A 26,019-nucleotide genomic window follows, 5' to 3' on the forward strand; every position below is an offset into this window, starting at 1 on the left:
TTGTCATAAGGAGCGCATTGATGCGCTCCTTTTTATTAAATCCCTTTTAACCCTTCAAACGCCCCCGCTGCACGCGTCACGTTCACTTTGGTCACGTCATAATGCGCCACCGCGACAAAGGGATCTTCCGCGAGGATAGTATCCAAACGGGCGCGATCCATCTCCTTCACCAGCACCATACCGCCGGTGCGCGGATCTTTACGGCCTGCGGCAATAAAGTCACCGCTGTCAAAGTAACGATCCAGCCACTCAATGTGTGGCGCCAGCAGCGCATCGGCTTCTTCTGCCGGACGGAAATAGTTGAGATACACCACGTACATAGCAAATCCTTAAGTTGTTGGGTTAGCCAGCTCGGTGACCAGCGGCAGTAAGATCTTCACGCTATCACGCGTGCGTTGCGTAATCCGGCCCGGAAGCCAGCGATCAAGATAATTGAGGTTATCGCGGTCCGTCTGGTGGCGTACGTTGCCCTCCGGGAAGTGGCTACTGCGCGCCCGCTGCTGCTGTCCGTCTTTATTACCCAGCGCCCAGTTGGCGGCGGTGACATCCAGCAGCGGCATGCCGGCTTTATCAAAGGGATTCACGCCCGGATAGTCGCGTGCCGTTAGCGTGTGGCTGGTGGCAGAAATACCGAAGCGATGCGCCAGCTGCACGGCGTGTGCGCTGGTCTGCTTGCGAACTGCTGAAGGGGTATTGGCGCCACTGTTAAAATAGAGGTGATCGCCTACGATCAGGCTGTTGAGATCGATCACCAGCAGCGTGTTCTTTTTCTCCTGCGCACTCATGCGCGACAGGTAGTCATCCATCCCGTGCAGCCCGGCTTCACCAGCGCTAAGCGCGACAAAGCGCACGCCGTAATGCAGTGGGGTTTTACTCAGCTGCTGTGCCAGTTCCAGCATCACGCCCAGACCGGACGCATTGTCGTCCACACCTTGTAAACGCAGGCCGCCCAGATTGTTATCCGCTTCATGGTGGCTGAGAGGCGTCCAGGTATCGAGATGCGTGACGATCAGGATCTCTTGCGGCACCGCGCCGCTGCGCGCGGCGATCACCGACGTGGCAGAGACTTTACGTGCACGGGTTTCACCCTTGCGCTCTAACCAGTTGTAGCTGGTATTGAACTGACGGGTATTACTTTTGTAGCCAAGCTCGGTGAATTGCTGCTGCAAATAATCGGCCGTCATCAGCTCAGCAGGGCTGCCGCTCATGCGGCCTGGGAAATAGGTGGCGATGTGGCGCAGCTGCTGTTCGGCAAAATGCCCTGGCGCGTCGCTCGCACCATGGGCAAAGAGAGGCAAACCGCCCGCGATCAGTGCAGCCAGCACGGTGCGGCGGAGAGTGGCAAACATAGTTATTGTCCTTTTGTGACATCCCGTGATGCTAAAAAAATTCCGAGTTAGTATGAAACTGTGACCGCGATTGCACAATTTGAATTGCTCCGAAACACCAGCAATATCATCTGTTAAGCACAAATTGTTATCAGCAATCCTGGGGCGTTATTCCATTCGGTAACTACTAATGCCAATTCGTAATTTCATCTGCCAGAAGGTGGGAAAGTATAGTCGCGTTAACTTATTGTAAAACTAACAAGGTTAACGTGGATTATCTGCCTCTCTTTGCCGATCTCAAAAACCGTCCAGTGCTGGTTGTTGGCGGTGGTGAAATCGCGGCGCGTAAAATCGAACTGCTGCGGCGTGCCGGTGCGCGCGTGCGGGTAGCAGCGCGCGAACTCGGCCATGAGTTGCAGGCGCTGCTGGAAATCGACGCCATTGAGTGGATTGCACATCACTTCGATCCGGCTCAGCTGGATGGCGTCTTCTTAGTCATCGCTGCCACTGATGATAACGCGCTCAATGCGCAAGTCTTTGACGCCGCAAATGCCCGCCACAAGCTGGTCAACGTCGTCGACGATCAGCCTAAGTGCAGTTTTATCTTCCCTTCAATTGTCGATCGCTCTCCGTTGGTGGTGGCGATCTCCTCTAGCGGTACGGCGCCGGTGTTGGCCCGCTTACTGCGTGAAAAAATTGAGTCGCTGTTACCTGCCAATCTCGGCCAGATGGCTGAAGTGGCGGGGCAGTGGCGTGACAAGGTTAAACAGCGCTATCACAGCATGTCGGAACGTCGTCGTTTTTGGGAGCGGGCATTTAACGGTTTGTTCGCCAGCCAGATGTCAGCCGGTAACGTCAATGAAGCACAACGCACACTGGATCGCGAGTTAGAGAACAGCAACGACAATCAGGGTGAAATCACGCTGGTGGGTGCCGGTCCAGGTGACAGCGGTTTACTGACGTTACGTGGCCTGCAGGTGATGCAACTGGCGGATGTGGTGCTGTATGACCATCTGGTGAGTGACGAAGTGTTGGAACTGGTGCGCCGTGATGCTGACCGCATCTGCGTCGGTAAACGCGCTGGAGCACACTCCGTGTCCCAAGAAGAGACCAATGCGATGCTGGTCGAGCTGGCGCAGCAGGGCAAGCGCGTGGTGCGTTTGAAAGGCGGCGATCCCTTTATCTTTGGCCGCGGCGGCGAAGAGTTGCAGGCGGCGAAAGCGGCGGGCATTCCGTTCCAGGTGGTGCCGGGCATTACCGCAGCGGCGGGTGCAACCGCCTATGCCGGGATTCCGTTAACTCATCGCGATCACGCGCAGAGCGTGCTGTTTGTCACCGGCCACTTACGCAGTGATAGCGAAGGCATCGACTGGCCAACGCTGGCGCGTGCGCGTCAGACCTTAGCGATTTATATGGGCACGTTGAAAGCGGCAGAAATCGCGGCGGGCCTTATTGAACATGGACGCGCGGCCTCAACGCCAGTGGCAGTGATTGGCTGTGGCACGCGACAGGATCAGCAAGTGCTGACCGGAACATTAGATCAACTTGAGGCGCTGGCAGTGGCCGCGCCCACGCCGGCACTCATCGTGATCGGCGAAGTGGTGAATTTACATGGGCAATTAGCCTGGTTCCAACATTCGGCACAGCAGGGGGCTCGCGAGTCCGCCGTTGTCAATTTGGCTTGAGGAAAAATTATGGACCAAAATCGTCTTACTCATCTGCGCCAACTGGAGGCAGAGAGTATCCATATCATCCGCGAGGTGGCGGCCGAGTTCAGCAATCCGGTGATGATGTACTCCATTGGTAAAGACTCCTCGGTGATGCTGCATCTGGCGCGTAAAGCCTTCTATCCGGGCACGCTGCCATTTCCGCTGCTGCACGTTGATACCGGCTGGAAATTCCGTGAAATGTACGAGTTCCGCGATCGCACGGTGAAAAACATGGGTGCCGAGCTGCTGGTACACCGCAATCCGGAAGGCGTGGCGATGGGCATCAACCCGTTCGTTCACGGTAGTGCTAAGCACACCGACATCATGAAAACCGAGGGCCTGAAACAGGCGCTGAATAAGTACGGTTTTGATGCTGCCTTTGGTGGTGCACGTCGTGACGAAGAGAAGTCACGTGCCAAAGAGCGTATCTACTCATTCCGCGACCGTTTCCATCGTTGGGATCCGAAAAATCAGCGTCCTGAGCTGTGGCATAACTACAACGGCCAGATCAACAAAGGCGAAAGCATCCGCGTGTTCCCGCTCTCCAACTGGACCGAGCTGGATATCTGGCAGTACATCTTCCTGGAAAACATCGAGATCGTTCCACTGTATCTCGCCGCGCCACGTCCGGTGCTGGAGCGTGATGGCATGCTAATGATGATCGATGACGACCGTATCGATCTGCAACCCGGTGAAGTGATCAAACAGCGCATGGTGCGTTTCCGTACCCTTGGTTGCTGGCCGCTGACCGGTGCGGTGGAATCCGAAGCGCAGACGCTGCCGGAAATTATTGAAGAGATGCTGGTCTCCACCACCAGTGAACGCCAGGGGCGCGTGATTGACCGCGACCAGGCCGGTTCGATGGAAATGAAGAAACGTCAGGGTTATTTCTAAGGAGACGCAGATGAATACCGTAATTGCACAACAGATTGCCGATCAGGGCGGTGTAGAAGCCTGGCTGACCGCGCAACAACACAAAAGCCTGCTGCGTTTCCTGACCTGCGGTAGCGTTGACGACGGCAAAAGTACGCTGATTGGTCGCCTGCTGCACGACACCCGTCAGATTTATGAAGATCAGCTGTCTTCGCTGCACAACGACAGCAAGCGTCACGGTACCCAGGGTGAGAAGCTGGATTTAGCACTGCTGGTGGATGGCCTGCAAGCCGAGCGTGAGCAGGGCATCACCATTGATGTGGCATATCGCTACTTCTCCACCGAGAAACGCAAATTTATCATCGCGGATACGCCGGGACATGAGCAGTACACCCGTAACATGGCGACTGGCGCATCCACTTGTGATCTGGCGATTCTGCTGATCGATGCGCGCAAAGGCGTGCTGGATCAGACGCGTCGTCACAGCTTTATCTCTACGCTGCTGGGTATCAAGCATTTGGTCGTCGCCATCAACAAGATGGATTTGGTGGATTACAAGCAAGAGACTTTTGAACAGATCAAACAGTCTTACCTCGATTTTGCTGGCCAGCTCCCTGAAGATCTGGATATTCGCTTTGTGCCGATGTCTGCGCTGGAAGGCGATAACGTGGCGACGCCAAGTGTGACCATGCCATGGTACAGCGGCCCTACGCTGCTCGACGTGCTGGAAACCGTGGAACTGAACCGTGTGGTGGATCATCAGCCAATGCGCTTCCCGGTGCAGTATGTGAACCGTCCAAACCTCGATTTTCGTGGTTATGCCGGTACGCTGGCATCGGGTACCGTGCAGGTGGGACAGCGCGTGAAAGTGCTGCCATCCGGCGTCGAGTCAACGATTTCGCGTATTGTGACCTTTGATGGCGATTTGCAGGAAGCCGCAGCGGGTGAAGCCATCACGCTGGTGCTGAAAGATGAGATCGACATCAGCCGTGGCGATCTGCTGGTCGATGCCGCTGCAGAATTGCAGGCGGTACAGTCTGCCACCGTGGACGTGGTGTGGATGGCAGAACAGCCACTGCAGCCGGGTCAGAGCTATGAAGTGAAGATCGCCGGTAAGAAAGCGCGTGGCCGGGTGGAGAAGGTCATTCATCAGGTGGAGATCAACACGCTGGAGAAACGTGCGGTGGAAAGCCTGCCGCTGAACGGCATCGGTTTGGTGGAAATCACCTTTGATGAGCCGATGGTCCTGGATGCGTATCGCCAGAACCCGGTCACGGGCGGCATGATCTTTATCGATCGCCTGAGCAATGTTACGGTCGGTGCGGGGATGATCAATCAACCGCTGACTGACGTGCGTGGGCAAGCCGGTCAATACAGTGAATTTGAGCTGGAGTTGAATGCACTGGTGCGTCGTCATTTCCCACACTGGAATGCGCGCGACCTGCTGGGTGGCAAGTAATGGCCCAACACGACGAAAACGTGGTGTGGCATGACCATCCGGTCACCCGTGAAGAGCGGGAACAGCAGCACGGCCATCAAGGCGTGGTGTTGTGGTTTACTGGGTTATCAGGCTCGGGAAAATCCACAGTGGCGGGTGCGCTGGAGCAGGCGCTGCATCGCGCTGGCGTCAGCACCTATCTGCTGGATGGCGATAACGTGCGTCACGGCCTGTGCCGTGACCTCGGCTTCAGCGATGACGATCGTAAAGAGAACATCCGGCGCGTAGGAGAAGTGGCGAAACTGATGGTGGATGCCGGTTTAGTGGTATTAACCGCCTTTATCTCGCCGCACCGCGCGGAACGCCAGATGGTGCGTGATTTGCTCGGCACCGGGCAGTTTATCGAAGTGTTTGTCGATACGCCGCTGGCCGTGTGTGAAGCGCGTGACCCCAAAGGTTTGTATAAAAAAGCGCGTGCCGGTGAGCTGCGCAATTTTACCGGTATCGACAGTGTTTATGAGGCGCCAGACGCGCCAGAAATTCACTTAGATGGCGAACAATTAGTTACAAACTTGACCGCCCAATTGTTAGACCTCCTGCGTCACCGCGATATCATCAGATCCTGAACCGACAGCGGCAAATCTCGTTTGGTTTGCCGCTTTTTAGCGTCAACAGGATCTCTATGCAGAACGTTACCCCCATGCTGGCACGCAAAGATGAACGCACCCCGGATGAGTCCCGCTCATCACTGCCGGGCGGCGTGATTGGCTTTCTCTCGTACTGGTGCGCGCTGGCGATTCCGTTCATGCTCTACGGCTCCAATACGCTGTTCTTCTTTCTCTACACCTGGCCTTTCTTCCTCGCGCTGTTACCGGTTTCGGTCCTGATTGGCATCGTACTGAGCTTAATGATTCGTGGGCGATTGTTCTGGAGTGGGGTGATCACCGCGATTGTTGTTGTCTGCCTGTTCTGGCTGCTGTTCTCATTTCTCTCTGGTTGGTAACCCGTACCTGATGTGCAAACGCATCGGCAGGTTACAAAACTTTACCTGCCGTTCCCCCCGGAATCCTGCCATTATTTGTGCAGACAATTCTCAGTCCGCGGCATTTTCGCTGTCACTGTGGAGTCCTGTGCGAAGTTATGGGATGATTGGGCCGTTTTTCAGGGGGCGGGGATGGGAAAACTGACGCTACTGTTGCTCGTGCTGCTGGGATGGCTTCAATATTCTCTGTGGCTGGGTAAGAACGGTATCCATGACTATACGCGCGTCAACGAAGACGTCGCGTCACAACAGGCGAACAACGCCAAACTAAAAGCGCGTAACGATCAGCTATTTGCCGAAATTGACGACCTCAATGGCGGCTCAGAAGCGATCGAGGAACGCGCACGTAATGAACTGGGCATGATCAAGCCCGGTGAGACTTTCTATCGCCTGGTGCCAGACCAGAACAAACGTAACGCGCAACAAGCTGCGCAAAACCAACAACGATAAACCATGAACAACCTCTCTTCCCTTGCGGACGTGATTGCCGTGGTGCCAGCCGCGGGTGTCGGCAGCCGTATGCAGGCTGCCTGCCCGAAACAATATCTCACCATCGGCGAATTTACCCTTCTTGAACATAGTGTTGCGCGCTTGCTGGCTCATCCTGCGGTGAAACAGGTGATCGTGCCGATCAGCCTCGATGACGGCTGGTTTGACTCGCTACCCCTGGCGCAGGATCCGCGTGTGCTGCGCGTCACCGGCGGCGAGACGCGCGCGGAGTCGGTGCTGGCCGGATTACAGGCCATCAACCACAGTGGTTGGGTCTTAGTGCACGATGCAGCAAGACCTTGCCTGCATCCCGACGATTTAGCGCGGCTATTAGCCCTTCGTGAACACAGTAAAGTGGGTGGCATTCTGGCGGCGCCGGTTCGCGACACCATGAAGCGTGCTGAACCCGGCAAAACGGCGATTGCGCATACCGTTGAACGCGAAGATCTCTGGCACGCACTCACGCCACAATTTTTCCCGCATCAGCTGCTGACGGCATGTTTAACGCGTGCACTCCATGAAGGCGCTACCATTACCGATGAAGCGTCGGCGCTGGAATATTGTGGCTATCATCCAGAACTCGTCAGCGGACGCAGTGACAATATCAAGGTGACGCGGCCAGAAGATCTGGCGCTGGCGGCCTTCTATCTAACCCAGATTCAGTTAAAGGAGATCGCATGATGCGTATCGGTCACGGTTTTGACGTTCACGCTTTTGGCGGCGAAGGTCCGTTAGTGATTGGTGGGGTGCGTATTCCCTTCGAACACGGTTTTATTGCTCATTCAGATGGCGATGTCGCGCTGCATGCATTAACGGATGCACTGCTCGGTGCGGTGGCGATGGGCGATATCGGCAAGCTGTTCCCGGACACCGATCCCGCCTTCAAAGGGGCAGACAGCCGTGGCTTGCTGCGTGAAGCCTGGCGTCGTATCCAGCAGAAAGGTTATCGCATCGGCAACGTTGACGTCACCATCATTGCGCAGGCGCCGAAAATGCTGCCACATGTGCCACAGATGCGCGTCAACATCGCTGAAGACTTGGGCTGCCATATGGATGATGTCAACGTCAAAGCGACCACGACGGAGAAACTTGGCTTTACCGGTCGTGGTGAGGGCATTGCCTGTGAAGCCGTGGCGCTGCTGGTGAAGGCCGATTAAGTATGAGTGAGCTGCTTTACCTGCACGGCGTCCCGAGTGCCACCGGCGTGATTAAGGCCAATCCCGAAGATTTCGTGGTGATTGAAGACCTCGGCTATCCCTATGATGGCGAGGGCGAACAGCTGTTAGTGCGCATCCGCAAGATCGGCTGCAATACGCGCTTTGTCGCTGAAGCTATCGCGAAATTCCTCGGCGTGCATCAACGCGATATGAGCTATGCCGGGATGAAAGACCGTCATGCTGTGACCGAGCAGACGCTGTGTTTCCGCGTGCCGGGTAACGCGATGCCGAATCTGGCTGGCTTTGAGCTGGAAGGTGTCGAAATCCTGCAGGTGATTCGCCACAAGCGTAAATTGCGCACCGGCGCGCTGGCGGGCAATGCGTTTCGCTTAATTGTGCGCCAGGTCTCCGATCGCGCGGAAGTGGAAGGGCGCTTGCAGCGCATCCAGCAAAGCGGCGTTCCCAACTACTTTGGTGAGCAGCGCTTTGGTCGTGGTGGCAATAACCTGACGCAGGCGAAACTCTGGGCCGAAGAAAAATTCCGCCCGCGCGATCGCAGCATGAAAGGCATTCTTCTCTCTGCAGCGCGCAGTCAGCTGTTTAATCAGGTCACCAGTGCACGTTTACAACGTGATGGTGCGCTGGATCGCGTACAAGTCGGTGATGCCTTGCAGCTGGCCGGGCGGGGGAGTTGGTTTGTCGCCCTGGCTGAAGAGCTGCCGGAACTACAGCAACGCGTGGATAATCACGGCCTCCGCATTACCGCTCCGCTGGCCGGTCGTGGCGAATTAGGCCCACAGGGCGAGGTACTGGCGTTTGAGCAAAGCACGTTGGCACCGGCTGCAGAACTGCTGGGGTTACTGGATCGAGAACGCGTTGATGCCGCCCGCCGTGCCATGCTGGTGGTGCCAAAAGATCTGAACTGGAATTGGTGGGATGACGTCACGCTGGAGATGCAATTCTGGCTACCTGCTGGCAGCTTTGCCACCAGCGTCGTGCGTGAGCTGCTGAGCAACGGCGCGGCTGCGCCCATCGGTGACGAATAAGTTTTCTTACCGCCTCATCACCCGGCTTAAACGCCGGGTCAACTCACGCTTCGGCTGCGCAATGTTGCGGCAAACGCCGGAAGTTCCGTGATTTACGTCTACCACTTCCCGCGCCTCACCGCTAGAATGCAAAGATCCTTGTTTCGCCAGTTTCCCTTTCAAAGGCACCAGAACGCATGGCTGCTGGGTGGAGCGAGAGCCAGTTGAATGAACAAAGGTCAGGAACAGATGCGGATATTGCTCAGCAACGACGATGGAATTCATGCACCCGGTATTCAGACGTTAGCTCGCGCACTGCGTGAGTTCGCTGATGTGCAGGTTGTCGCGCCCGATCGTAATCGTAGTGGGGCATCAAATTCTCTGACGCTGGAAACGCCGCTACGTACCTTTACCCATGAAAATGGCGATATCGCGGTACAGATGGGCACTCCCACGGACTGTGTGTTTCTTGGGGTGAACAAACTGATGCAGCCGCGCCCGGATATTGTGGTTTCAGGCATCAACGCCGGACCGAATCTGGGGGATGATGTCATTTACTCTGGGACCGTTGCCGCAGCGATGGAAGGGCGCCATTTAGGGCTGCCCGCACTCGCCGTCTCTCTGAATGGCCATCAGCACTACGCTACTGCCGCCGTCGTCACCTGCACGTTATTACGGGCGCTGTCGCGGGCACCCCTGCGCACGGGGCGAATCCTCAACATCAACGTGCCCGATTTACCATTATCAGAAATCAAAGGCTTCCGTGTCACCCGCTGTGGTAGCCGCCATCCTGCTGATAAGGTGATCTGCACCGAAGATCCACGTGGCCATACTCTTTACTGGATTGGTCCACCGGGGGAAAAACTTGATGCGGGTCCAGATACCGATTTCGCCGCCGTTGATGCCGGCTATGTCTCAATCACTGCTTTACATGTCGATCTCACCGCACACCCGGCGCAGGACGTCCTGGACGACTGGTTGAGCCAGGCAGAGGTGAATTTGGCATGGTGAATCGCCGCATCGAAACGCTGTTAGAGCAACTGCGCGCGCAAGGCATCCACGATGAGCATCTGTTAAAAGCCATCGCCGATGTGCCACGCGAACGTTTTATCGATGAGGCGTTTGAGCATAAAGCCTGGGAGAACGTTGCGCTGCCTATTGGCAAAGGGCAGACGATTTCACAGCCTTATATGGTCGCCCGAATGACCGCTCTATTGGAGTTGAACCCAGAATCGCGCGTGCTGGAAATTGGCACCGGTTCTGGCTATCAAACGGCCATTCTGGCGCATCTTGTTAACCACGTTTATTCCGTTGAGCGTATCAAAGGGTTGCAGTGGCAGGCTAAGCGCCGGCTTAAACAACTCGATCTGCATAATATCTCCACTCGTCATGGTGACGGATGGCAAGGATGGGCTGCACGTGGCCCATTCGACGCTATTATTGTCACTGCTGCTCCTCCTGAAATTCCGACTGCGCTGATAGCGCAATTGAAAGAGGGTGGCAGAATGGTGCTGCCAGTGGGGGAAGATCAGCAGGTTTTAAAACGCCTGCGTCGTCAGGGTAATGAATGTATTGAAGAAATCATTGAACCCGTCCGCTTTGTGCCTTTAGTTCAGGGCGATCTGGCCTGAGCCGTTGCTACGTAAATCTTCACAACTGTTACATGGCACGGCGCAGTTGATATTGTTACTATCCTTGTTAATCAATGCGAAAGACCGCTTTCTACGTCCGAAGTAGTGAAAAATGCGGTTATCGCGGTCATACAGTTTTATCCAGGATTGCCATAACGGGGGATCAATGAGCACGGGAAGCACAGTATTTCAATTACGCCGTTTGGCGGCACTTTCACTGGTAGGTTTTTGGCTGGCGGGTTGTAGCTCAGGCGACAACACACAGGCTCCCATCAGCCAGATTGGCGGCGGTTCGGACAGTGGTATGTCTTCCGCGTCAGGTGGCGGTATACCTTCTGCGCCGAGTGGCGGCATGCTTTCTTCGCAGAACAGCACGGTGCCAGCCATGCCGCACGGAGGAATGTTAAGCGGTGGTACACCATCGTCTGCCCCCTCCGGTGGAATGGTTAGTGGCAATAATAATGTTGTCACGCAAAATGGTCGCATCGTGTACAACCGCAATTATGGGAATATTCCTAAAGGCAGTTACGGTGGTGAAACTTACACCGTTAAACGCGGTGATACGCTCTTCTACATTGCCTGGATTACAGGTAATGACTTCCGTGATTTAGCCCAACGCAATAATATTGCGGCCCCGTATTCCTTGGAGGCTGGGCAAACCCTGCAGGTGGGTAATGGAAATGGCCAGACTATCACCGGCGGTAATGCGATAACCGCAGCGGACGCCACGCAGGGCGGAGTGCCAGTTGCCTCCAACCAAACGCAAATTAAATCTGCCCCTGTTGCACAGCAACCTGTTATTACGTATTCTGATGATTCGGGTTCGACAGGCGGTAAAATGCTGCCGTCGAAAGGGGCAAATAATGTGGCAACGACCACAGCTCCGGTTACCGCACCGCCTACAGTCAGCAGCACGACTAACAGCACAACCCCAGTGGGAAGCTGGCGTTGGCCGACTGATGGGAAGATCATCGATAACTTCTCCGCTGCGGAAGGCGGAAACAAAGGGATCGATATCGCCGGTTCGCGTGGACAACCTGTTGTCGCCACTGCTTCAGGAAGGGTGGTATACGCAGGCAACGCGCTCCGTGGGTACGGTAATTTAATCATCATCAAACACAATGATGATTACCTGAGTGCTTACGCCCATAACGATTCCATGCTGGTCCGGGAACAACAGGAAGTTAAGGCGGGGCAAAAAATCGCTACCATGGGTAGTACCGGAACCAGTTCGGTAAGATTACATTTTGAAATTCGTTACAAGGGGAAATCCGTAAACCCGTTGCGTTATTTACCGCAGCGATAATCCGGCAGAACCTTGGTGTTCTGCCCTTGGATCACGGGTAGGAGCCGCTTATGAACCAGAATACGCTGAAAGTTAACGAGTTACATGAAGATGCGGAATTCGAGGAGAACGGAGCTGAGGTTTTTGATGAGAAGGCTCTCGTTGAGAACGAACCTAGTGATAGCGAAGTAGCTGAAGAAGAGCTGTTGTCACAGGGTGCGACGCAACGCGTTTTGGATGCGACGCAGCTTTACCTTGGTGAGATCGGTTACTCTCCACTACTGACGGCGGAAGAAGAAGTGTTCTTCGCTCGTCGTGCACTACGTGGTGATATTCCTTCTCGCCGCCGCATGATTGAAAGTAATTTACGCTTGGTAGTAAAGATTGCCCGCCGCTACAGCAATCGTGGTCTGGCACTGCTGGATCTGATTGAAGAGGGTAATCTCGGCCTGATTCGTGCCGTGGAGAAGTTTGACCCAGAACGTGGGTTCCGTTTCTCGACTTATGCTACCTGGTGGATTCGTCAAACGATTGAACGGGCGATCATGAATCAAACCCGAACCATTCGTCTGCCTATCCACATCGTTAAAGAGTTGAATGTTTACCTGCGTACCGCGCGTGAGCTTTCACACAAGCTTGACCATGAGCCTAGTGCGGAAGAGATCGCTGAGCAGTTAGACAAGCCGGTTGATGACGTTAGCCGTATGCTGCGTCTCAACGAGCGTATTACCTCGGTTGATACACCGCTGGGTGGAGATTCCGAAAAAGCGCTGCTGGATATCCTGGCCGATGAGAAAGACAACGGCCCGGAAGACACCACGCAGGACGATGATATGAAACAAAGCATCGTTAAGTGGTTGTTTGAATTGAATGCCAAGCAGCGTGAAGTGCTGGCGCGTCGTTTCGGCCTGTTAGGCTATGAAGCGGCAACGCTGGAAGATGTAGGCCGTGAAATCGGGTTGACCCGTGAACGTGTCCGTCAGATTCAGGTTGAAGGTCTGCGTCGTCTGCGTGAGATTTTGCAGACTCAGGGCCTCAATATTGAAGCACTGTTTCGTGAATAAGCCTTAACCGGCAATAAAAAAACGGTGGCCCTTGGGTCACCGTTTTTTTATGTGCGTTATCTGGTTGTTGCGCTAATGAGCGGCATCATAGCCCGCCGCTCATCAGTACTGAACTAGACCAATGTTTTAAGGCGGTAAATCCATTCCAGGGCTTGTTTTGGCGTCAGGCTATCTGGGTCAAGCGCTTCCAGCGCATCAACCGCGGGTGAGGTCTCTGCAACCAACAGCTGCATTTGCGAGCCTTCCACGGTGGAAGCGGCAGAGCTGCCAGACAATGCCTCCAATTCCTTCAGCTTATTACGCGCACGCTTGATGACATCCTTTGGCACCCCCGCCAGTGCAGCGACAGCCAGGCCGTAACTCTTGCTGGCTGCACCATCTTGTACGCTGTGCATAAAGGCAATGGTGTCGCCATGTTCGACGGCATCCAGATGAACATTCACCACGCCTTCCATTTTCTCTGGCAGAGTGGTGAGTTCGAAGTAATGGGTAGCAAACAGCGTCATGGCTTTGATGCGATTGGCCAAGCTTTCCGCACAGGCCCATGCCAGCGAGAGGCCGTCATAGGTTGACGTACCGCGTCCAATCTCATCCATCAACACCAGACTATTTTCAGTGGCGTTATGCAGAATATTGGCCGTTTCCGTCATCTCAACCATAAAGGTTGAACGTCCAGAAGCCAGGTCATCGGCCGCGCCCACGCGCGTGAAAATACGGTCAATGGGGCCAATCACCGTCTCTTCTGCTGGCACATAACTGCCAATCCATGCCATAAGCGCGATGAGCGCAGTTTGGCGCATATAGGTACTTTTACCGCCCATGTTAGGACCAGTAATGATCAGCATGCGACGCTGTTGCGAAAGCGACAATGGGTTGGCAATGAACGGTTCTTTTAACACCTGCTCTACCACCGGATGGCGCCCAGCCGTAATGCGGATTCCAGCTTTTTCCTGCAATACAGGACGGCAATAATTTAATGTCCAAGCCCTCTCCGCGAGGTTTGCCAGCACATCCAACTCTGCTAGTGCAGCAGCACTGAGTTGCAGCGCTTCAAGGTGTGGCATTAAACGATCCAGCAACTCCTCATAAAGCCCTTTTTCCAGCGCCAGTGCTTTGCCTTTTGAGGTCAGAACTTTATCTTCATACTCTTTTAGTTCTGGAATGATGTAGCGTTCGGCATTTTTCAGCGTCTGACGGCGCACATAATGAATCGGCACCTGGTGGCTTTGGCCACGGCTGACCTGAATGTAGTAGCCATGAATGGCATTAAAACCGACTTTTAGAGTATCGAGACCCAGTTTTTCACGTTCACGAATTTCTAAACGATCGAGATAATCAGTGGCACCATCAGCGAGCGCGCGCCACTCATCCAGCTCAGCATTGTATCCTGGTGCAATCACGCCGCCGTCACGAACCAGCACCGGCGGCGACTCAATCACCGCTTGCTCTAGCAGCTCGCGTAATTCAGTGAAATCCCCCATCTGCGCGCGAAGATTCACCAGCTGAGTGGCTTCCACACCTTCAAGCTGCTGATTAAGTTCGGGTAACTGCTGGAAGGCATGACGCATACGCGCCAAATCACGCGGGCGTGCGGTGCGCAGCGCCAGACGCGCCAGAATACGCTCAAGGTCACCGACCTGACGCAGCACTGGCTGCAACTCTTGGCTAAGTGATTGCAGTTCAGCAATCGATTCCTGTCGGCGACCGATGGTGGTGACATCACGCAGTGGCATGTGTAGCCAACGTTTCAGCATACGGCTGCCCATCGGCGTGACGGTTTTATCCAGCACCGCGGCTAGCGTATTTTCAATGCCACCCGCGAGGTTTTGGGTAATCTCCAGATTACGACGGGTTGCCGCATCCATGATCACGCTGTCCTGCTGACGCTCCATGCTCAGCGAACGGATATGTGGCAAGGAGGTGCGCTGCGTGTCTTTGACATACTGCAGCAAACAGCCCGCTGCGCGCAGTGCCAGATGTGCCTGCTCAACACCAAAACCGCTGAGGTCACGCGTACCAAATTGCAGATTCAATTGCTGGCGAGCGGTGTCAACTTCATATTCCCAAAGCGGGCGACGGCGCAGGCCACGACGTTGGTCAATCAACGCCATAGCTTGGAGATCTTCAGGGTAGAGCAGCTCAGCCGGATTGGTGCGCTGCAGTTCTGCTGCCATGGTCTCCTGGTCAGCCGGTTCGCTCAGGCGAAAACGCCCGGAGCTGATATCCAATGTGGCATAGCCAAAACCGCGCTGGCTCTGGAAGATGGCTGCCAGCAGGTTATCCTGACGCTCTTGCAACAGCGCCTCATCACTGATGGTGCCGGGCGTCACAATACGAACGACTTTACGCTCTACCGGGCCTTTGCTCAGTGCCGGATCGCCAATCTGCTCGCAGATCGCCACGGATTCACCGAGCTGTACCAGTTTCGCCAGATAGCCTTCAACCGCGTGGTAAGGTACACCTGCCATGGGAATGGGTTCACCGGCTGATGCGCCGCGTTTGGTGAGTGAGATCTCAAGTAGCTGTGAAGCACGTCTGGCGTCGTCATAGAACAGCTCGTAAAAATCGCCCATGCGATAAAACAGCAGGATGTCAGGATGGTCGGCCTTCAGGCGCAGGTATTGCTGCATCATGGGCGTATGGCCTGTAAAGTCCATTTGCGCTGCTCCTTTCATCTCGTATTCACTCAAAATTGACTCTTTGATCATTATCAGCCGGATCTTGCCAGCCAGCTTGTTGCGTTATCCTGCAGGCGGACAACCAAAGCGTCGATGTTAACATTTTTGCCCGGTGACCTTCATCCGCCAGACATGATTTCTGGCTGCCGACCTTAACAAATTGCGATAAGGGGTAAAAAGCAAAATTTCGCGATAAAGCTTAAGTGCAGAGCTGTCTCGCAAATTTGTGCTGCAACCCACTGAAATCGGCGAAAAGCAGCGAAATTTTAAGATATTACTCTGTATCCCGCATGGATGAACGATTACCATGTGGGCTTCCGGTTTCATCTGGCTTATGGATATCTAATGCGTTTCAAGGTTGCTTTTCTTCCGCTTATTGCCCTGCTTGCTGCCTGCAGCAGTAAGCCTGCACCCCAGCAGCAATCCGCCGTTGTGCCTGCACCTAAAGGTGGTTTTTTACTGGAACCTTCACACGCCGTTCAGCCGATGTTTGGCGATTTCGCCAGTAATCCGGCGGCTGAGCAGTTTATTGATCAAATGGTGGCAAAACACGGTTTCAACCGCGACCAGTTGCATGCCGTCATTGGCCAGGCAAAGCGCTTGGACTACGTGCTGCGATTAATGGATCAGCAGGCACCAAGTTATACGCCGCCATCTGGACCCAATGGCGCGTGGATTCGCTATCGCAACAAATTTATCACGCCAGATAATGTGCAGAATGGTGTGGCGTTCTGGAACCAATATCAGGATGCATTGCAGCGTGCCCAACAGGTTTATGGTGTTCCGCCTGAAATCATTGTCGGTATTATCGGTGTCGAAACGCGCTGGGGCCGAGTGATGGGTAAAACGCGTCTGCTGGATGCGCTGGCAACCTTATCCTTTAGCTATCCTCGCCGGGCCGCTTATTTCAGCAGTGAGCTGGAAACCTTCTTGCTGATGGCGCGTACAGAACAGGATGATCCGTTGGATCTCCGCGGTTCCTTTGCAGGGGCGATGGGTTACGGCCAGTTTATGCCGTCTTCCTATAAACAGTATGCGGTCGATTTTAACGGCGATGGTCACATTAACCTGTGGGATCCGGTGGATGCCATCGGTAGCGTTGCAAACTACTTCAAAGAACACGGCTGGCGTGCGGGTGAGAATGTTGCGGTGCCTGCGAGCGGTCAAGCCCCTGGGCTGGACGATGGCTTCAAAACGCTTTACCCAGTTAATACGCTGATGGCCAGCGGTTTAACGCCGCAAGGTTCCCTGGACGGCAACAATCAGGCTAGCCTGCTGCGGCTCGATCTGGGTACCAGTTATCAATATTGGTTTGGCTTGCCAAACTTCTATGTCATCACGCGTTATAACCACAGTACGCACTATGCGATGGCCGTGTGGCAACTGGGTGAAGCCGTTGCGAAAGCGCGTCAGGGCAATATGCTTTAATGCTGTCCTTATAAAGTGTGAGGGTATAAGATGGCGCCCCTTTTGCGGTGCCATCTTCACCCTATGCTGACTTCTGAGGAGCGCTTATGACGACTTTACCTGCCTGTCCTGTATGCCAGGCTGATTATACCTGGCAAGACGGTGACAACCTGAACTGCCCATCTTGTGGCCATATTTGGTCAACAGCAGCAGATACCACAGCGGAAGGGCTGGTGGTACGTGATGCTAATGGCAATCTGCTGGCTGATGGTGACAGCGTGACAGTAGTTAAAGATCTCAAAGTCAAAGGCAGTTCTTCCACACTGAAAATCGGCACCAAAGTGAAAAGCATTCGCTTGGTCGAAGGTGACCATAATATCGATTGTAAGATTGATGGCTTTGGCCCGATGAAGCTTAAATCTGAATTTGTGAAAAAGAACTAATGGCAGGACGGCGCGCTTTGCCGTCCTGTGCACCTTTTACCCCAGTAAGCGATCTACGGCCTCGCACTGTTCCATGCTGAGTTCACCGCCAAAATTGCGTGAATGGCTGCCCATCGAATTAAACTTACGTGCGACGGCGGTTTTGATGGTGGTAACAAAATCATCACCGATAGTGTAAATCGCCATCAGTTGGCCAATGCGTTGCTGAATCCGAGTGAGTTTTTCTAACTCTCCGGCACGCCATGCTTGCATCGCCTCGGCAAAGAGCTCGGGCACAATATTGTTCAACCCAGAGATAACACCCGCCCCGCCGGCCAGTAAGTTCGGCAGTAGATACTCGTCATAACCGGAAAGTACGCTGAAATCGCTGCGTACCTTTTTCGTTTCTTCAATCAAAGCCCGATTGTGAGACAGGCAATCCATGGTGTCTTTAATGCCAATAAACTGTGGCAGTTCTGCTGCGAGCTCAGCGATCAGCGCCGGCGTTAAATCGCAGCCAGTGCGCGCCGGGAAATTATAGGCAAACCACTTTCCACCTAATTGTTTATCCAGCGCTTTAAAGTAGCTCAGCAACTGCTTTTGCGTCTGGCCATAGTAGTAGGGTGGTAAAACCATTACCGCATCATAACCATTTTTCCAGGCGGCTTCGGCGAGTTGCACCATATCAGGAATGCAGGTGCTTGAAACATTTGCCACCATGGTGAGCGGAGAAAGTTGACGCGCTTCGCGAATCAGTTGCAGCCTTTCCTGCTGAGTCAGCGAAGCAAATTCGCCAATGCTCCCCATCAACAATAGGGTATCAATGCCCGATGTGCTCAGGCGTGAAAAATGGCGACCGAGTGCATCAACATCCAACTTGTTGTTTTGATCAAAAGGGGTAACCGATGGGCACCAGATGCCCGTCAATAAAGGTTGTGCAGCCATCACTCGCTCCTTGATTGAAAAATGAAACGTTGTTTTAACTTAATCACCCAGATCAATTTGTGCCAGCGAGTCAGCCTTAAAAAGTGAGGTATCGCACTTTTCTCTTCGCCTCAGAAGACGAAAAGCAGTTAGTGTGGTGCTCTTCAGCCAGACAGGAGTGGTGACATGCAAGACTGGAATCCTCAACTTTATCGTCAGTTCGAATCGGAACGTACGCGACCTGCGCGTGAACTCTTAGATCGTATTCCCCCTATCCACGTGCATTTTGCCACTGACCTTGGTTGTGGGCCTGGCAACAGTACCGAACTACTGGCGCATAAGTGGCCAGATGCACAGATCACCGGTATTGATAGTTCAGCAGCGATGCTGGAACAGGCTCAGGAGCGACTGCCGTCTTGCGCTTTCCAGCAGGCGGATATTCGGCACTGGCAGCCATCTCAGCCACAGCAGGTTATTTATGCCAATGCGTCTTTACAGTGGCTGACTGACCATCAAACGCTACTGCCGCATCTGGTCAATCAACTGGATATCGGCGGCGCGCTGGCGGTGCAAATGCCAGATAACCTCGAAGAGCCTTCACATCGTCTGATGCGTGAAGTGGCGGCCAGTGAGCGCTGGCAGTCGCATATTTCGGCGCAGGCAGCAGACCGCAAACGACTACTGACCACCGAAAACTATTTTGATTTGCTGAGCGATGCAGGTTGTCAGGTCGATATCTGGCGCACGACCTACTATCACCCAATGGCGGATGCACAGGGCATTATTACCTGGCTGCGCGCTACCGGTTTGCGTCCTTTCCTCGCCACGCTGGATGAGACGCAGCAGGCTGAGTTCCTCCATGACTATCATCAGGCATTGCTCCCGGCTTATCCCTCTCGTCACAACGGTCAGGTTTTGCTGGCTTTCCCACGACTCTTTATGGTGGCAGTGAGAACTCGCTGATCTCATCGGGAGCAGGCTCGCAAAATAGTGTGGTGGTGGTTGAAAAGGGCTTCCCGCCACACCATTTATTGCTAACGTGAAGCGCCATAACAGGAGAAGGCGATGAACGACCAACAGTTGCAACAGTTGAGTTTTCGCATTGGTGAGCAGTTAAAAGCACGCCAGGCGACCGTAACCGCTGCCGAATCTTGTACCGGAGGCTGGATTGCTAAGGTCTTCACTGATGTGAGTGGTAGCTCAGCCTGGTTTGAGCGTGGCTTCGTGACTTACAGCAATGAAGCTAAACAGCAGATGGTGGGTGTGCAGGCTGCTACTCTGGCCCAACATGGCGCAGTGAGCGAGCAAACCGTACGTGAGATGGCGCGGGGTGCCTGCAATGCTGCTGCTGCTGATTTTGGCGTTGCGGTGAGCGGGATTGCCGGGCCAGATGGCGGTTCAGCGGAGAAACCGGTTGGCACCGTTTGGTTTGCTATTGCAGGACCGAATGGGCGTATCATTGCGCAGCAGCAAATTTTTGCCGGAGACCGTGAAGCGGTGCGCCGTCAGTCGGTTTGTTGGGCACTCCAAACGCTGCTTGATGAATTTCTGACAAATTAAACTTGATACTGTATGGTCATACAGTATAATTAGCGGCAACAGAACGAGCAGGCATACAACGATGTCGGCTTACCCAGCATGATTTAGGAGTGGAAATGGCGATTGACGAGAACAAACAGAAAGCTTTAGCTGCCGCGCTGGGCCAGATTGAGAAACAATTTGGTAAAGGCTCGATCATGCGCTTGGGTGAAGACCGCTCAATGGATGTTGAAACCATTTCAACCGGTTCACTGTCGCTGGATATCGCGTTGGGTGCTGGCGGTTTGCCAATGGGCCGTATCGTTGAAATCTACGGACCAGAGTCTTCTGGTAAAACAACACTGACGCTGCAGGTTATTGCCGCTGCGCAACGTAAAGGCAAAACCTGTGCCTTTATTGATGCTGAACACGCACTTGACCCGGTATACGCCAAAAAACTGGGCGTAGATATCGATAACCTGCTGTGCTCACAGCCGGATACCGGTGAGCAGGCGCTGGAAATCTGTGATGCGCTGGCGCGCTCTGGTGCGGTTGATGTCATCATTGTTGACTCCGTGGCAGCGCTGACGCCTAAAGCAGAAATCGAAGGTGAAATCGGTGATTCGCACATGGGCCTGGCCGCTCGTATGATGAGCCAGGCGATGCGTAAGCTGGCGGGTAACCTGAAGCAGTCCAACACGCTGCTGATCTTCATCAACCAGATTCGTATGAAAATTGGTGTGATGTTTGGCAACCCAGAAACCACTACCGGTGGTAACGCGCTGAAATTCTACGCTTCTGTCCGTCTTGATATCCGCCGTATCGGTGCGATCAAAGAGGGTGATGAAGTGGTGGGTAGCGAAACCCGCGTGAAAGTAGTGAAGAACAAAATTGCGGCACCGTTTAAGCAGGCTGAATTCCAGATCATGTACGGTGAAGGCATCAACACCTTTGGTGAGCTGGTGGATCTTGGCGTGAAACACAAACTGGTTGAGAAAGCCGGTGCGTGGTACAGCTACAACGGTGAGAAGATTGGTCAAGGTAAAGCTAACTCGACTAACTTCCTGAAAGAGAACCCGGCCATCGCCAACGAAATCGATAAAAAGTTGCGTGATTTGCTGCTGACGGGGGCGACAGCTGGCGCCGGTGCAGCAGACATTCCTGCTGATGACTACGAAGAAGCCAGCGAAACCAACGAAGATTTCTAAAATACCCACGGGAGCAGCGATGCTCCCGTTTGCTTTTCCCCGTTCATGCTTTTCCTCATCGCCTTCTTGCTTTACCCTGCGCAATAGTCAGAACAAGGTAAACCTATGTCATCAACACCCTCAGCGGCATCTGTGCCGACATTTTCTCGTTTGCTTGTCCGTGCCATGCGCATTTTGTCGCAACGCGATCACAGCCGTGACGAATTGAAACGCAAGTTACAGCTTTCGTCTCAGCGTGCTGCCTATCTGCAACAACAAGAAAGCGTGCCAATCCCGGATGAGTTACTGGAAAAAGTGCTCGACTGGTGCCAGGAAAGTGGCTGGCTCAACGACCAGCGTTTTACCGAACGCTTTATTCAAAGCAGAGCGCGTAAGGGGTATGGGACGCAGCGTGTCCGCATGGAGTTGCAACAAAAAGGCATCAGCCGCGAGGAAATTAATCAGGCGCTGCAGGATACCGAAGTTGACTGGAGCCAATGCGCCGCCGACCTCGCAAAGCGCAAGTTTGGTGATCCATTGCCACAAACCTGGGCAGAGAAAAGCAAAGTGCAGCGATTTTTGATGTCGAAAGGCTTTATGATGGAAGATATTCAGGCCGTTTTCAGAAATTTTGACAGCTGAAAGGCAATGGGATTTTACTTCCCACTGAAGAAAATTTATCTTATTCCCACTTTTTGTTCCTCAATCAGCGGTGGACCAGCGGAAGCGGTTTGTCAGCGAAAGGGAACGTTCGTTAGCGTGATTCCAGGAATTATATGAGCAAGAGCACTGCTGAGATCCGTCAAGCGTTTCTCGACTTTTTTCATAGCAAGGGACATCAGGTTGTAGCCAGCAGCTCCCTCGTACCGAACAACGACCCGACGTTGCTGTTTACCAACGCCGGGATGGTACAGTTTAAAGACGTTTTCCTCGGTCAGGATAAGCGCGACTATGCACGTGCCACCACGTCTCAGCGTTGTGTGCGTGCCGGCGGCAAGCACAATGACCTGGAGAACGTAGGCTACACCGCACGCCACCATACCTTCTTTGAAATGTTGGGTAATTTCAGCTTTGGCGATTACTTCAAGAAAGAAGCGATTGCTTATGCCTGGGAACTGTTGACGGGTGAGCAGTGGTTCAAGCTGCCAAAAGAGCGCTTGTGGGTTACCGTTTATGAAACCGACGATGAAGCCTTTGAAATCTGGGCTAATGACGTTGGTGTGCCACGCGAACGTATTATTCGCATCGGTGACAATAAAGGCAGCGCTTACGCTTCTGATAACTTCTGGCAGATGGGCGACACGGGCCCTTGCGGTCCTTGCACCGAAATTTTCTACGATCACGGTGATCATATCTGGGGTGGCCCACCGGGCAGCCCAGAAGAAGATGGCGATCGCTATATTGAGATCTGGAATATCGTCTTTATGCAGTTCAACCGTCAGGCCGACGGTACGATGGAGCCACTGCCTAAACCGTCAGTGGACACCGGTATGGGCCTTGAGCGTATTGCCGCGGTACTGCAGCATGTTAACTCGAACTATGAAATCGATCTGTTTGCCAAACTGATCAAAGCTGTTGCACAGGTGACGGGCGCTACCGACCTGAACAACAAATCATTGCGCGTCATTGCCGATCACATCCGTTCTTGTGCCTTCCTGATTGCTGATGGCGTGATTCCGTCGAATGAAAACCGTGGCTATGTGCTGCGTCGCATCATTCGTCGCGCTGTGCGCCACGGCAATATGCTGGGTGCCAAAGAAGCCTTCTTCTACAAGCTGGTTGCACCGCTGATCGACGTAATGGGTGAAGCCGGTGAAGACCTGAAGCGTCAACAGAAGCACGTTGAGAATGCGCTGAAGGGTGAAGAGGAGCAGTTTGCTAAGACGCTGGAGCGTGGTCTGGCATTGCTGGACGAAGAACTGGCTAACCTACAAGGCGATACGCTGGATGGTGAGACCGTATTCCGTCTGTATGACACCTTCGGCTTCCCCGCTGATTTAACCGCTGACGTCTGCCGTGAACGCAATCTGAAGATTGATGAAGCAGGCTTTGAAACGGCAATGGAACAGCAACGCCAGCGTGCGCGTGAAGCGAGCGGCTTTGGTGCTGATTACAACAGCGTGATTCGTTTTGATACGGCGACTGACTTCAAAGGTTATGAGCAGTTGCAACTGGAAGGCACCGTCCAGGCGCTGTTCGTGAATGGCCAACAGGTTGAGCAGGTTTCTGCAGGACAGGATGCTGTCGTCATTTTGGACCAGACGCCGTTCTACGGTGAATCAGGCGGCCAGGTGGGAGATACCGGTGTGCTGACTGGGCAGAATGCTGAATTTAGCGTTCAGGATACCCAAAAGTATGGTAAAGCCTTCGGTCATATCGGTAAGCTGAATCACGGCCAATTACGTGTAGGCGACCGTTTAAATGCACAAGTGGATGAAGAACGCCGTGCGCGCATTATCCTTAACCACTCTGCAACGCATTTGATGCACGAAGCTTTACGTGAAGTGCTGGGCGACCACGTCGGTCAGAAAGGCTCACTGAACAACGACAAATACCTGCGCTTCGACTTCTCTCATACTGAAGCGATGAAGCCAGAGCAGATTCGCACCGTTGAAGATATCGTTAATACTCAGATTCGTCGCAATTTGCTCATCCAGACCGAGGTGATGGATCTGGATGAAGCGAAAGCGCGCGGCGCAACGGCGCTGTTCGGCGAGAAATATGAGCAGCGCGTGCGCGTGGTCAGCATGGGTGAATACTCTGTTGAGTTGTGTGGTGGTACACATGCCGCACGCACCGGCGATATTGGCCTGTTCCGTATTCAATCCGAGTCAGGCACTGCGGCAGGGGTTCGCCGTATTGAAGCACTGACGGGTGAAGGTGCCATTGCTCAACTGCATGCGCAGAACGATCAGCTGTCTGAGCTTGCACAGGTGGTTAAAGCCAATACCAGTAACCTGAATGAGAAGGTACGTGGTCTGGTGGATAACGTTCGCGCACTTGAAAAAGAGCTACAGCAACTGCGCGATCAACAAGCTGCGCAAGAGAGTGCTTCACTGAGTAGTAAAGCCATTGACCTGAAGGGGACTAAGCTTTTGGTCAGTGAGTTAAGCAACGTCGAGCCGAAAATGTTGCGTACCATGATGGACGACCTGAAGAATCAGCTGGGTTCAGCGATAATTGTGTTGGCAACCGTCGCTGAAGGGAAGGTTTCGCTGATTGCAGGCGTCACTAAAGACCTAACCGATCGTGTTAAGGCTGGTGAGTTGGTCGGTGAGTTGGCAGCACAGGTTGGCGGTAAAGGCGGTGGTCGTCCAGATATGGCTCAGGCTGGCGGTACTAATCCGCAGGCGTTGTCTGGAGCCCTGGCCGGCGTGCAAGACTGGGTCAGTAGCCGACTGTAACGAAATAAAACGAAGCACTGTGAAGAGCGCCAGAACCTCGTGTTCTGGCGCTTTTTGATGCGGTGTGCACCAGTTAATGACAAAGTCCGGTTGATGTAGTGTATTTCGGCTAAACTAACTATCAGCAGAATGTATTGGCGTGGCGATGCACAATGGTGTATTTGTCATAGGTATCGTTCAGCGTTATATGATGGATATGGCCGGGAGACCGAACAGGCCCGACTCTTTTAATCTTTCAAGGAGCAAAGAATGCTTATTCTAACTCGTCGAGTTGGTGAAACCCTCATGATTGGCGATGAGGTGACTGTAACGGTACTGGGTGTTAAAGGTAACCAGGTCCGCATTGGCGTTAACGCGCCTAAAGAAGTTTCGGTGCATCGCGAAGAAATCTATCAGCGTATTCAGGCCGAAAAAACTCAGCAAACGAGTTACTAACGGATTCAGCGCCTCGCCAACCGGCGAGGCGCTACCGCTTTTCTTGCATCAATCCTCTTTTTCCCGCTTTTCTCCCAATTTCTTTCTTCTTAATTTGCAATCTACAGCGCGCTTTTACTGTTGATTAATCACTCTTTTTGTCGGTTAAACACCCTAATTGCGCGTCATTTGTGCAATCAAACGTATATCAGGAAAAAGTCGGGAAAAATTGTTTGACTTATAAGTGCGGGAAAGTAATATGTGCGCCACGCAGTGCCGATGAGCAGAAACAAAGTTCAGAAGCACGGTTCGGAAGAACGCGTAAGGTGAGGTGGCCGAGAGGCTGAAGGCGCTCCCCTGCTAAGGGAGTATGCGGTCAAAAGCTGCATCCGGGGTTCGAATCCCCGCCTCACCGCCATTTCCGATGCATCCATAGCTCAGCTGGATAGAGTACTCGGCTACGAACCGAGCGGTCGGAGGTTCGAATCCTCCTGGATGCACCATTCGGAAAGATGAAGTAAGAGTGAACGAGCAGTTCCTTTCATGGTGAGTTGTTAGCACCCTGCGTTATACAAGAATTATATCAATGCATCCATAGCTCAGCTGGATAGAGTACTCGGCTACGAACCGAGCGGTCGGAGGTTCGAATCCTCCTGGATGCACCATATTCTCGAATATGGAAAGTGCCTCAGTGTGTCATGACGTGATAAACGTTCAGGCCGCACTAAGGAGGATAACGTTGCTTCAGCAACGGCCCGAAAGGCGAGGCGAAAGCCGAGTAATCCTCCTGGATGCACCATTCTTCGTATCATTCCCAGGTTGATTGCAGTAATTCCATCGTAAGAAAATCTCTCAATGCATCCATAGCTCAGCTGGATAGAGTACTCGGCTACGAACCGAGCGGTCGGAGGTTCGAATCCTCCTGGATGCACCATATTCTCGAATATGGAAAGTGCCTCAGTGTGTCATGACGTGATAAACGTTCAGGCCGCACTAAGGAGGATAACGTTGCTTCAGCAACGGC

At 53.5% G+C, this 26,019-nt stretch carries 25 protein-coding genes and 4 tRNA genes; 25 read left to right on the forward strand and 4 right to left on the reverse strand.

Annotation, left to right across the window (positions count from 1 at the left end; genetic code table 11):
- Nucleotides 1-35 precede the first annotated feature (35 nt).
- On the reverse strand, nt 36-320 hold the full coding sequence (locus F3J38_RS22940; RefSeq protein WP_167142501.1) for a YciI family protein: 285 nt from the start codon (nt 318-320) through the stop codon (nt 36-38).
- 9 nt (nt 321-329) lie between these two features.
- The gene (locus tag F3J38_RS22945; protein ID WP_167142503.1) at nt 330-1,349 is read right to left on the reverse strand and encodes an aminopeptidase; all 1,020 of its coding nucleotides are present in this window, start codon (nt 1,347-1,349) and stop codon (nt 330-332) included.
- A gap of 248 nt (nt 1,350-1,597) precedes the next feature.
- On the opposite strand from F3J38_RS22945, the gene cysG reads away from it, so the two are divergent.
- From cysG to rpoS, 13 genes are all read left to right on the forward strand, one after another.
- Nucleotides 1,598-3,013 (forward strand): siroheme synthase CysG, encoded by a 1,416-nt coding sequence (gene cysG / locus F3J38_RS22950; RefSeq protein ID WP_167142506.1) that lies wholly within the window; start codon nt 1,598-1,600, stop codon nt 3,011-3,013.
- A gap of 9 nt (nt 3,014-3,022) precedes the next feature.
- A complete protein-coding gene (gene cysD / locus F3J38_RS22955) occupies nt 3,023-3,931 on the forward strand; it encodes a sulfate adenylyltransferase subunit CysD (RefSeq protein WP_034823008.1) in 909 nt (302 codons plus the stop codon).
- A gap of 10 nt (nt 3,932-3,941) precedes the next feature.
- Nucleotides 3,942-5,369 (forward strand): sulfate adenylyltransferase subunit CysN, encoded by a 1,428-nt coding sequence (gene cysN, locus F3J38_RS22960; protein ID WP_167142509.1) that lies wholly within the window; start codon nt 3,942-3,944, stop codon nt 5,367-5,369.
- Nucleotides 5,369-5,974 (forward strand): adenylyl-sulfate kinase, encoded by a 606-nt coding sequence (cysC, locus tag F3J38_RS22965; protein WP_167142512.1) that lies wholly within the window; start codon nt 5,369-5,371, stop codon nt 5,972-5,974. The genes cysN and cysC overlap by 1 nt, the downstream gene beginning before the upstream one ends.
- A 56-nt stretch (nt 5,975-6,030) precedes the next feature.
- Nucleotides 6,031-6,351, forward strand: a complete 321-nt coding sequence (locus F3J38_RS22970) for a DUF3561 family protein (protein WP_058961495.1) — start codon at nt 6,031-6,033, stop codon at nt 6,349-6,351.
- 171 nt (nt 6,352-6,522) lie between these two features.
- Complete coding sequence (ftsB, locus tag F3J38_RS22975) at nt 6,523-6,840, forward strand: cell division protein FtsB (RefSeq protein WP_007893240.1); 318 nt, start codon at nt 6,523-6,525, stop codon at nt 6,838-6,840.
- Between the two features lie 3 nt (nt 6,841-6,843).
- The gene (gene ispD, locus F3J38_RS22980) at nt 6,844-7,560 is read left to right on the forward strand and encodes a 2-C-methyl-D-erythritol 4-phosphate cytidylyltransferase (protein ID WP_167142515.1); all 717 of its coding nucleotides are present in this window, start codon (nt 6,844-6,846) and stop codon (nt 7,558-7,560) included.
- The gene (gene ispF, locus F3J38_RS22985; protein ID WP_045816453.1) at nt 7,560-8,036 is read left to right on the forward strand and encodes a 2-C-methyl-D-erythritol 2,4-cyclodiphosphate synthase; all 477 of its coding nucleotides are present in this window, start codon (nt 7,560-7,562) and stop codon (nt 8,034-8,036) included. The genes ispD and ispF overlap by 1 nt, the downstream gene beginning before the upstream one ends.
- Before the next feature lie 2 nt (nt 8,037-8,038).
- A complete protein-coding gene (truD, locus tag F3J38_RS22990) occupies nt 8,039-9,082 on the forward strand; it encodes a tRNA pseudouridine(13) synthase TruD (protein WP_167142518.1) in 1,044 nt (347 codons plus the stop codon).
- A 228-nt stretch (nt 9,083-9,310) separates the two neighbouring features.
- Nucleotides 9,311-10,072 carry a 5'/3'-nucleotidase SurE gene (surE, locus tag F3J38_RS22995; RefSeq protein ID WP_167142555.1) on the forward strand — a complete coding sequence of 254 codons (762 nt, stop codon included), beginning with the start codon at nt 9,311-9,313 and terminating at the stop codon, nt 10,070-10,072.
- Nucleotides 10,066-10,692, forward strand: a complete 627-nt coding sequence (locus F3J38_RS23000) for a protein-L-isoaspartate(D-aspartate) O-methyltransferase (RefSeq protein WP_167142521.1) — start codon at nt 10,066-10,068, stop codon at nt 10,690-10,692. Before surE ends, F3J38_RS23000 begins: the two co-directional genes overlap by 7 nt.
- 166 nt (nt 10,693-10,858) lie before the next feature.
- Complete coding sequence (nlpD, locus tag F3J38_RS23005) at nt 10,859-11,998, forward strand: murein hydrolase activator NlpD (protein ID WP_167142524.1); 1,140 nt, start codon at nt 10,859-10,861, stop codon at nt 11,996-11,998.
- 50 nt (nt 11,999-12,048) lie between these two features.
- On the forward strand, nt 12,049-13,041 hold the full coding sequence (gene rpoS / locus F3J38_RS23010) for an RNA polymerase sigma factor RpoS (protein WP_084936414.1): 993 nt from the start codon (nt 12,049-12,051) through the stop codon (nt 13,039-13,041).
- Nucleotides 13,042-13,154: 113 nt separating this feature from the next.
- Here the strand turns inward: rpoS and mutS are convergent, their stop codons facing one another.
- Complete coding sequence (mutS, locus tag F3J38_RS23015; RefSeq protein WP_370661736.1) at nt 13,155-15,716, reverse strand: DNA mismatch repair protein MutS; 2,562 nt, start codon at nt 15,714-15,716, stop codon at nt 13,155-13,157.
- Nucleotides 15,717-16,064: 348 nt separating this feature from the next.
- Here mutS and mltB point away from each other — a divergent pair, with 348 nt between their 5' ends.
- Entirely contained in the window at nt 16,065-17,147 is a 1,083-nt protein-coding gene (mltB, locus tag F3J38_RS23020) for a lytic murein transglycosylase B (RefSeq protein ID WP_167142530.1), read from the forward strand.
- An 86-nt stretch (nt 17,148-17,233) separates the two neighbouring features.
- Complete coding sequence (locus tag F3J38_RS23025) at nt 17,234-17,569, forward strand: zinc ribbon domain-containing protein YjdM (RefSeq protein ID WP_167142534.1); 336 nt, start codon at nt 17,234-17,236, stop codon at nt 17,567-17,569.
- A 36-nt stretch (nt 17,570-17,605) separates the two neighbouring features.
- Here F3J38_RS23025 and F3J38_RS23030 read toward each other — a convergent pair whose 3' ends face one another.
- Nucleotides 17,606-18,493: a dihydrodipicolinate synthase family protein gene (locus F3J38_RS23030; RefSeq protein ID WP_167142537.1), complete on the reverse strand. Its 888-nt coding sequence runs from the start codon at nt 18,491-18,493 to the stop codon at nt 17,606-17,608.
- A gap of 165 nt (nt 18,494-18,658) precedes the next feature.
- Between F3J38_RS23030 and tam the strand changes: the two genes are divergently transcribed.
- The 10 genes from tam to F3J38_RS23080 all read left to right on the forward strand — a co-directional run bounded on the left by tam (nt 18,659) and on the right by F3J38_RS23080 (nt 25,929).
- Nucleotides 18,659-19,435 carry a trans-aconitate 2-methyltransferase gene (gene tam / locus F3J38_RS23035; protein WP_167142541.1) on the forward strand — a complete coding sequence of 259 codons (777 nt, stop codon included), beginning with the start codon at nt 18,659-18,661 and terminating at the stop codon, nt 19,433-19,435.
- Between the two features lie 102 nt (nt 19,436-19,537).
- Nucleotides 19,538-20,032, forward strand: coding sequence for a nicotinamide-nucleotide amidase (gene pncC / locus F3J38_RS23040; protein WP_167142544.1), 495 nt, complete (start codon nt 19,538-19,540; stop codon nt 20,030-20,032).
- Between the two features lie 95 nt (nt 20,033-20,127).
- Nucleotides 20,128-21,198: a recombinase RecA gene (gene recA, locus F3J38_RS23045; RefSeq protein ID WP_167142548.1), complete on the forward strand. Its 1,071-nt coding sequence runs from the start codon at nt 20,128-20,130 to the stop codon at nt 21,196-21,198.
- A 105-nt stretch (nt 21,199-21,303) separates the two neighbouring features.
- Nucleotides 21,304-21,819 (forward strand): regulatory protein RecX, encoded by a 516-nt coding sequence (locus tag F3J38_RS23050; protein ID WP_205298381.1) that lies wholly within the window; start codon nt 21,304-21,306, stop codon nt 21,817-21,819.
- A 134-nt stretch (nt 21,820-21,953) separates the two neighbouring features.
- Nucleotides 21,954-24,581, forward strand: coding sequence for an alanine--tRNA ligase (gene alaS / locus F3J38_RS23055; protein WP_167142551.1), 2,628 nt, complete (start codon nt 21,954-21,956; stop codon nt 24,579-24,581).
- A 249-nt stretch (nt 24,582-24,830) separates the two neighbouring features.
- Nucleotides 24,831-25,016: a carbon storage regulator CsrA gene (gene csrA, locus F3J38_RS23060; RefSeq protein ID WP_004155916.1), complete on the forward strand. Its 186-nt coding sequence runs from the start codon at nt 24,831-24,833 to the stop codon at nt 25,014-25,016.
- A 304-nt stretch (nt 25,017-25,320) separates the two neighbouring features.
- A tRNA-Ser gene (locus tag F3J38_RS23065) sits at nt 25,321-25,413 on the forward strand.
- A gap of 8 nt (nt 25,414-25,421) precedes the next feature.
- Nucleotides 25,422-25,498, forward strand: a tRNA-Arg gene (locus F3J38_RS23070).
- Nucleotides 25,499-25,583: 85 nt separating this feature from the next.
- Nucleotides 25,584-25,660: transfer RNA gene (locus tag F3J38_RS23075), tRNA-Arg, on the forward strand.
- A 192-nt stretch (nt 25,661-25,852) separates the two neighbouring features.
- Nucleotides 25,853-25,929: transfer RNA gene (locus tag F3J38_RS23080), tRNA-Arg, on the forward strand.
- Nucleotides 25,930-26,019 lie beyond the last annotated feature (90 nt).

It is taken from the genome of Candidatus Pantoea formicae (genome assembly GCF_011752625.1).
GTDB lineage: Bacteria > Pseudomonadota > Gammaproteobacteria > Enterobacterales > Enterobacteriaceae > Pantoea > Pantoea formicae.

Bases quoted from the DNA above. Each gene is read 5' to 3' on its own strand.
- F3J38_RS22945 (WP_167142503.1), bottom strand. From the start codon at position 1,349: ATGTTTGCCACTCTCCGCCGCACCGTGCTGGCTGCACTGATCGCGGGC.
- ispD (WP_167142515.1), top strand. From the start codon at position 6,844: ATGAACAACCTCTCTTCCCTTGCGGACGTGATTGCCGTGGTGCCAGCC.
- F3J38_RS23050 (WP_205298381.1), top strand. From the start codon at position 21,304: ATGTCATCAACACCCTCAGCGGCATCTGTGCCGACATTTTCTCGTTTG.
- pncC (WP_167142544.1), top strand. From the start codon at position 19,538: ATGAACGACCAACAGTTGCAACAGTTGAGTTTTCGCATTGGTGAGCAG.
- F3J38_RS22970 (WP_058961495.1), top strand. From the start codon at position 6,031: ATGCAGAACGTTACCCCCATGCTGGCACGCAAAGATGAACGCACCCCG.
- F3J38_RS23030 (WP_167142537.1), bottom strand. From the start codon at position 18,493: ATGGCTGCACAACCTTTATTGACGGGCATCTGGTGCCCATCGGTTACC.
- ispF (WP_045816453.1), top strand. From the start codon at position 7,560: ATGCGTATCGGTCACGGTTTTGACGTTCACGCTTTTGGCGGCGAAGGT.
- cysC (WP_167142512.1), top strand. From the start codon at position 5,369: ATGGCCCAACACGACGAAAACGTGGTGTGGCATGACCATCCGGTCACC.
- cysD (WP_034823008.1), top strand. From the start codon at position 3,023: ATGGACCAAAATCGTCTTACTCATCTGCGCCAACTGGAGGCAGAGAGT.
- F3J38_RS22940 (WP_167142501.1), bottom strand. From the start codon at position 320: ATGTACGTGGTGTATCTCAACTATTTCCGTCCGGCAGAAGAAGCCGAT.
- alaS (WP_167142551.1), top strand. From the start codon at position 21,954: ATGAGCAAGAGCACTGCTGAGATCCGTCAAGCGTTTCTCGACTTTTTT.
- F3J38_RS23025 (WP_167142534.1), top strand. From the start codon at position 17,234: ATGACGACTTTACCTGCCTGTCCTGTATGCCAGGCTGATTATACCTGG.
- mltB (WP_167142530.1), top strand. From the start codon at position 16,065: ATGCGTTTCAAGGTTGCTTTTCTTCCGCTTATTGCCCTGCTTGCTGCC.
- tam (WP_167142541.1), top strand. From the start codon at position 18,659: ATGCAAGACTGGAATCCTCAACTTTATCGTCAGTTCGAATCGGAACGT.
- surE (WP_167142555.1), top strand. From the start codon at position 9,311: ATGCGGATATTGCTCAGCAACGACGATGGAATTCATGCACCCGGTATT.
- truD (WP_167142518.1), top strand. From the start codon at position 8,039: ATGAGTGAGCTGCTTTACCTGCACGGCGTCCCGAGTGCCACCGGCGTG.
- cysN (WP_167142509.1), top strand. From the start codon at position 3,942: ATGAATACCGTAATTGCACAACAGATTGCCGATCAGGGCGGTGTAGAA.
- F3J38_RS23000 (WP_167142521.1), top strand. From the start codon at position 10,066: ATGGTGAATCGCCGCATCGAAACGCTGTTAGAGCAACTGCGCGCGCAA.
- csrA (WP_004155916.1), top strand. From the start codon at position 24,831: ATGCTTATTCTAACTCGTCGAGTTGGTGAAACCCTCATGATTGGCGAT.
- ftsB (WP_007893240.1), top strand. From the start codon at position 6,523: ATGGGAAAACTGACGCTACTGTTGCTCGTGCTGCTGGGATGGCTTCAA.
- mutS (WP_370661736.1), bottom strand. From the start codon at position 15,716: ATGAAAGGAGCAGCGCAAATGGACTTTACAGGCCATACGCCCATGATG.
- nlpD (WP_167142524.1), top strand. From the start codon at position 10,859: ATGAGCACGGGAAGCACAGTATTTCAATTACGCCGTTTGGCGGCACTT.
- recA (WP_167142548.1), top strand. From the start codon at position 20,128: ATGGCGATTGACGAGAACAAACAGAAAGCTTTAGCTGCCGCGCTGGGC.
- rpoS (WP_084936414.1), top strand. From the start codon at position 12,049: ATGAACCAGAATACGCTGAAAGTTAACGAGTTACATGAAGATGCGGAA.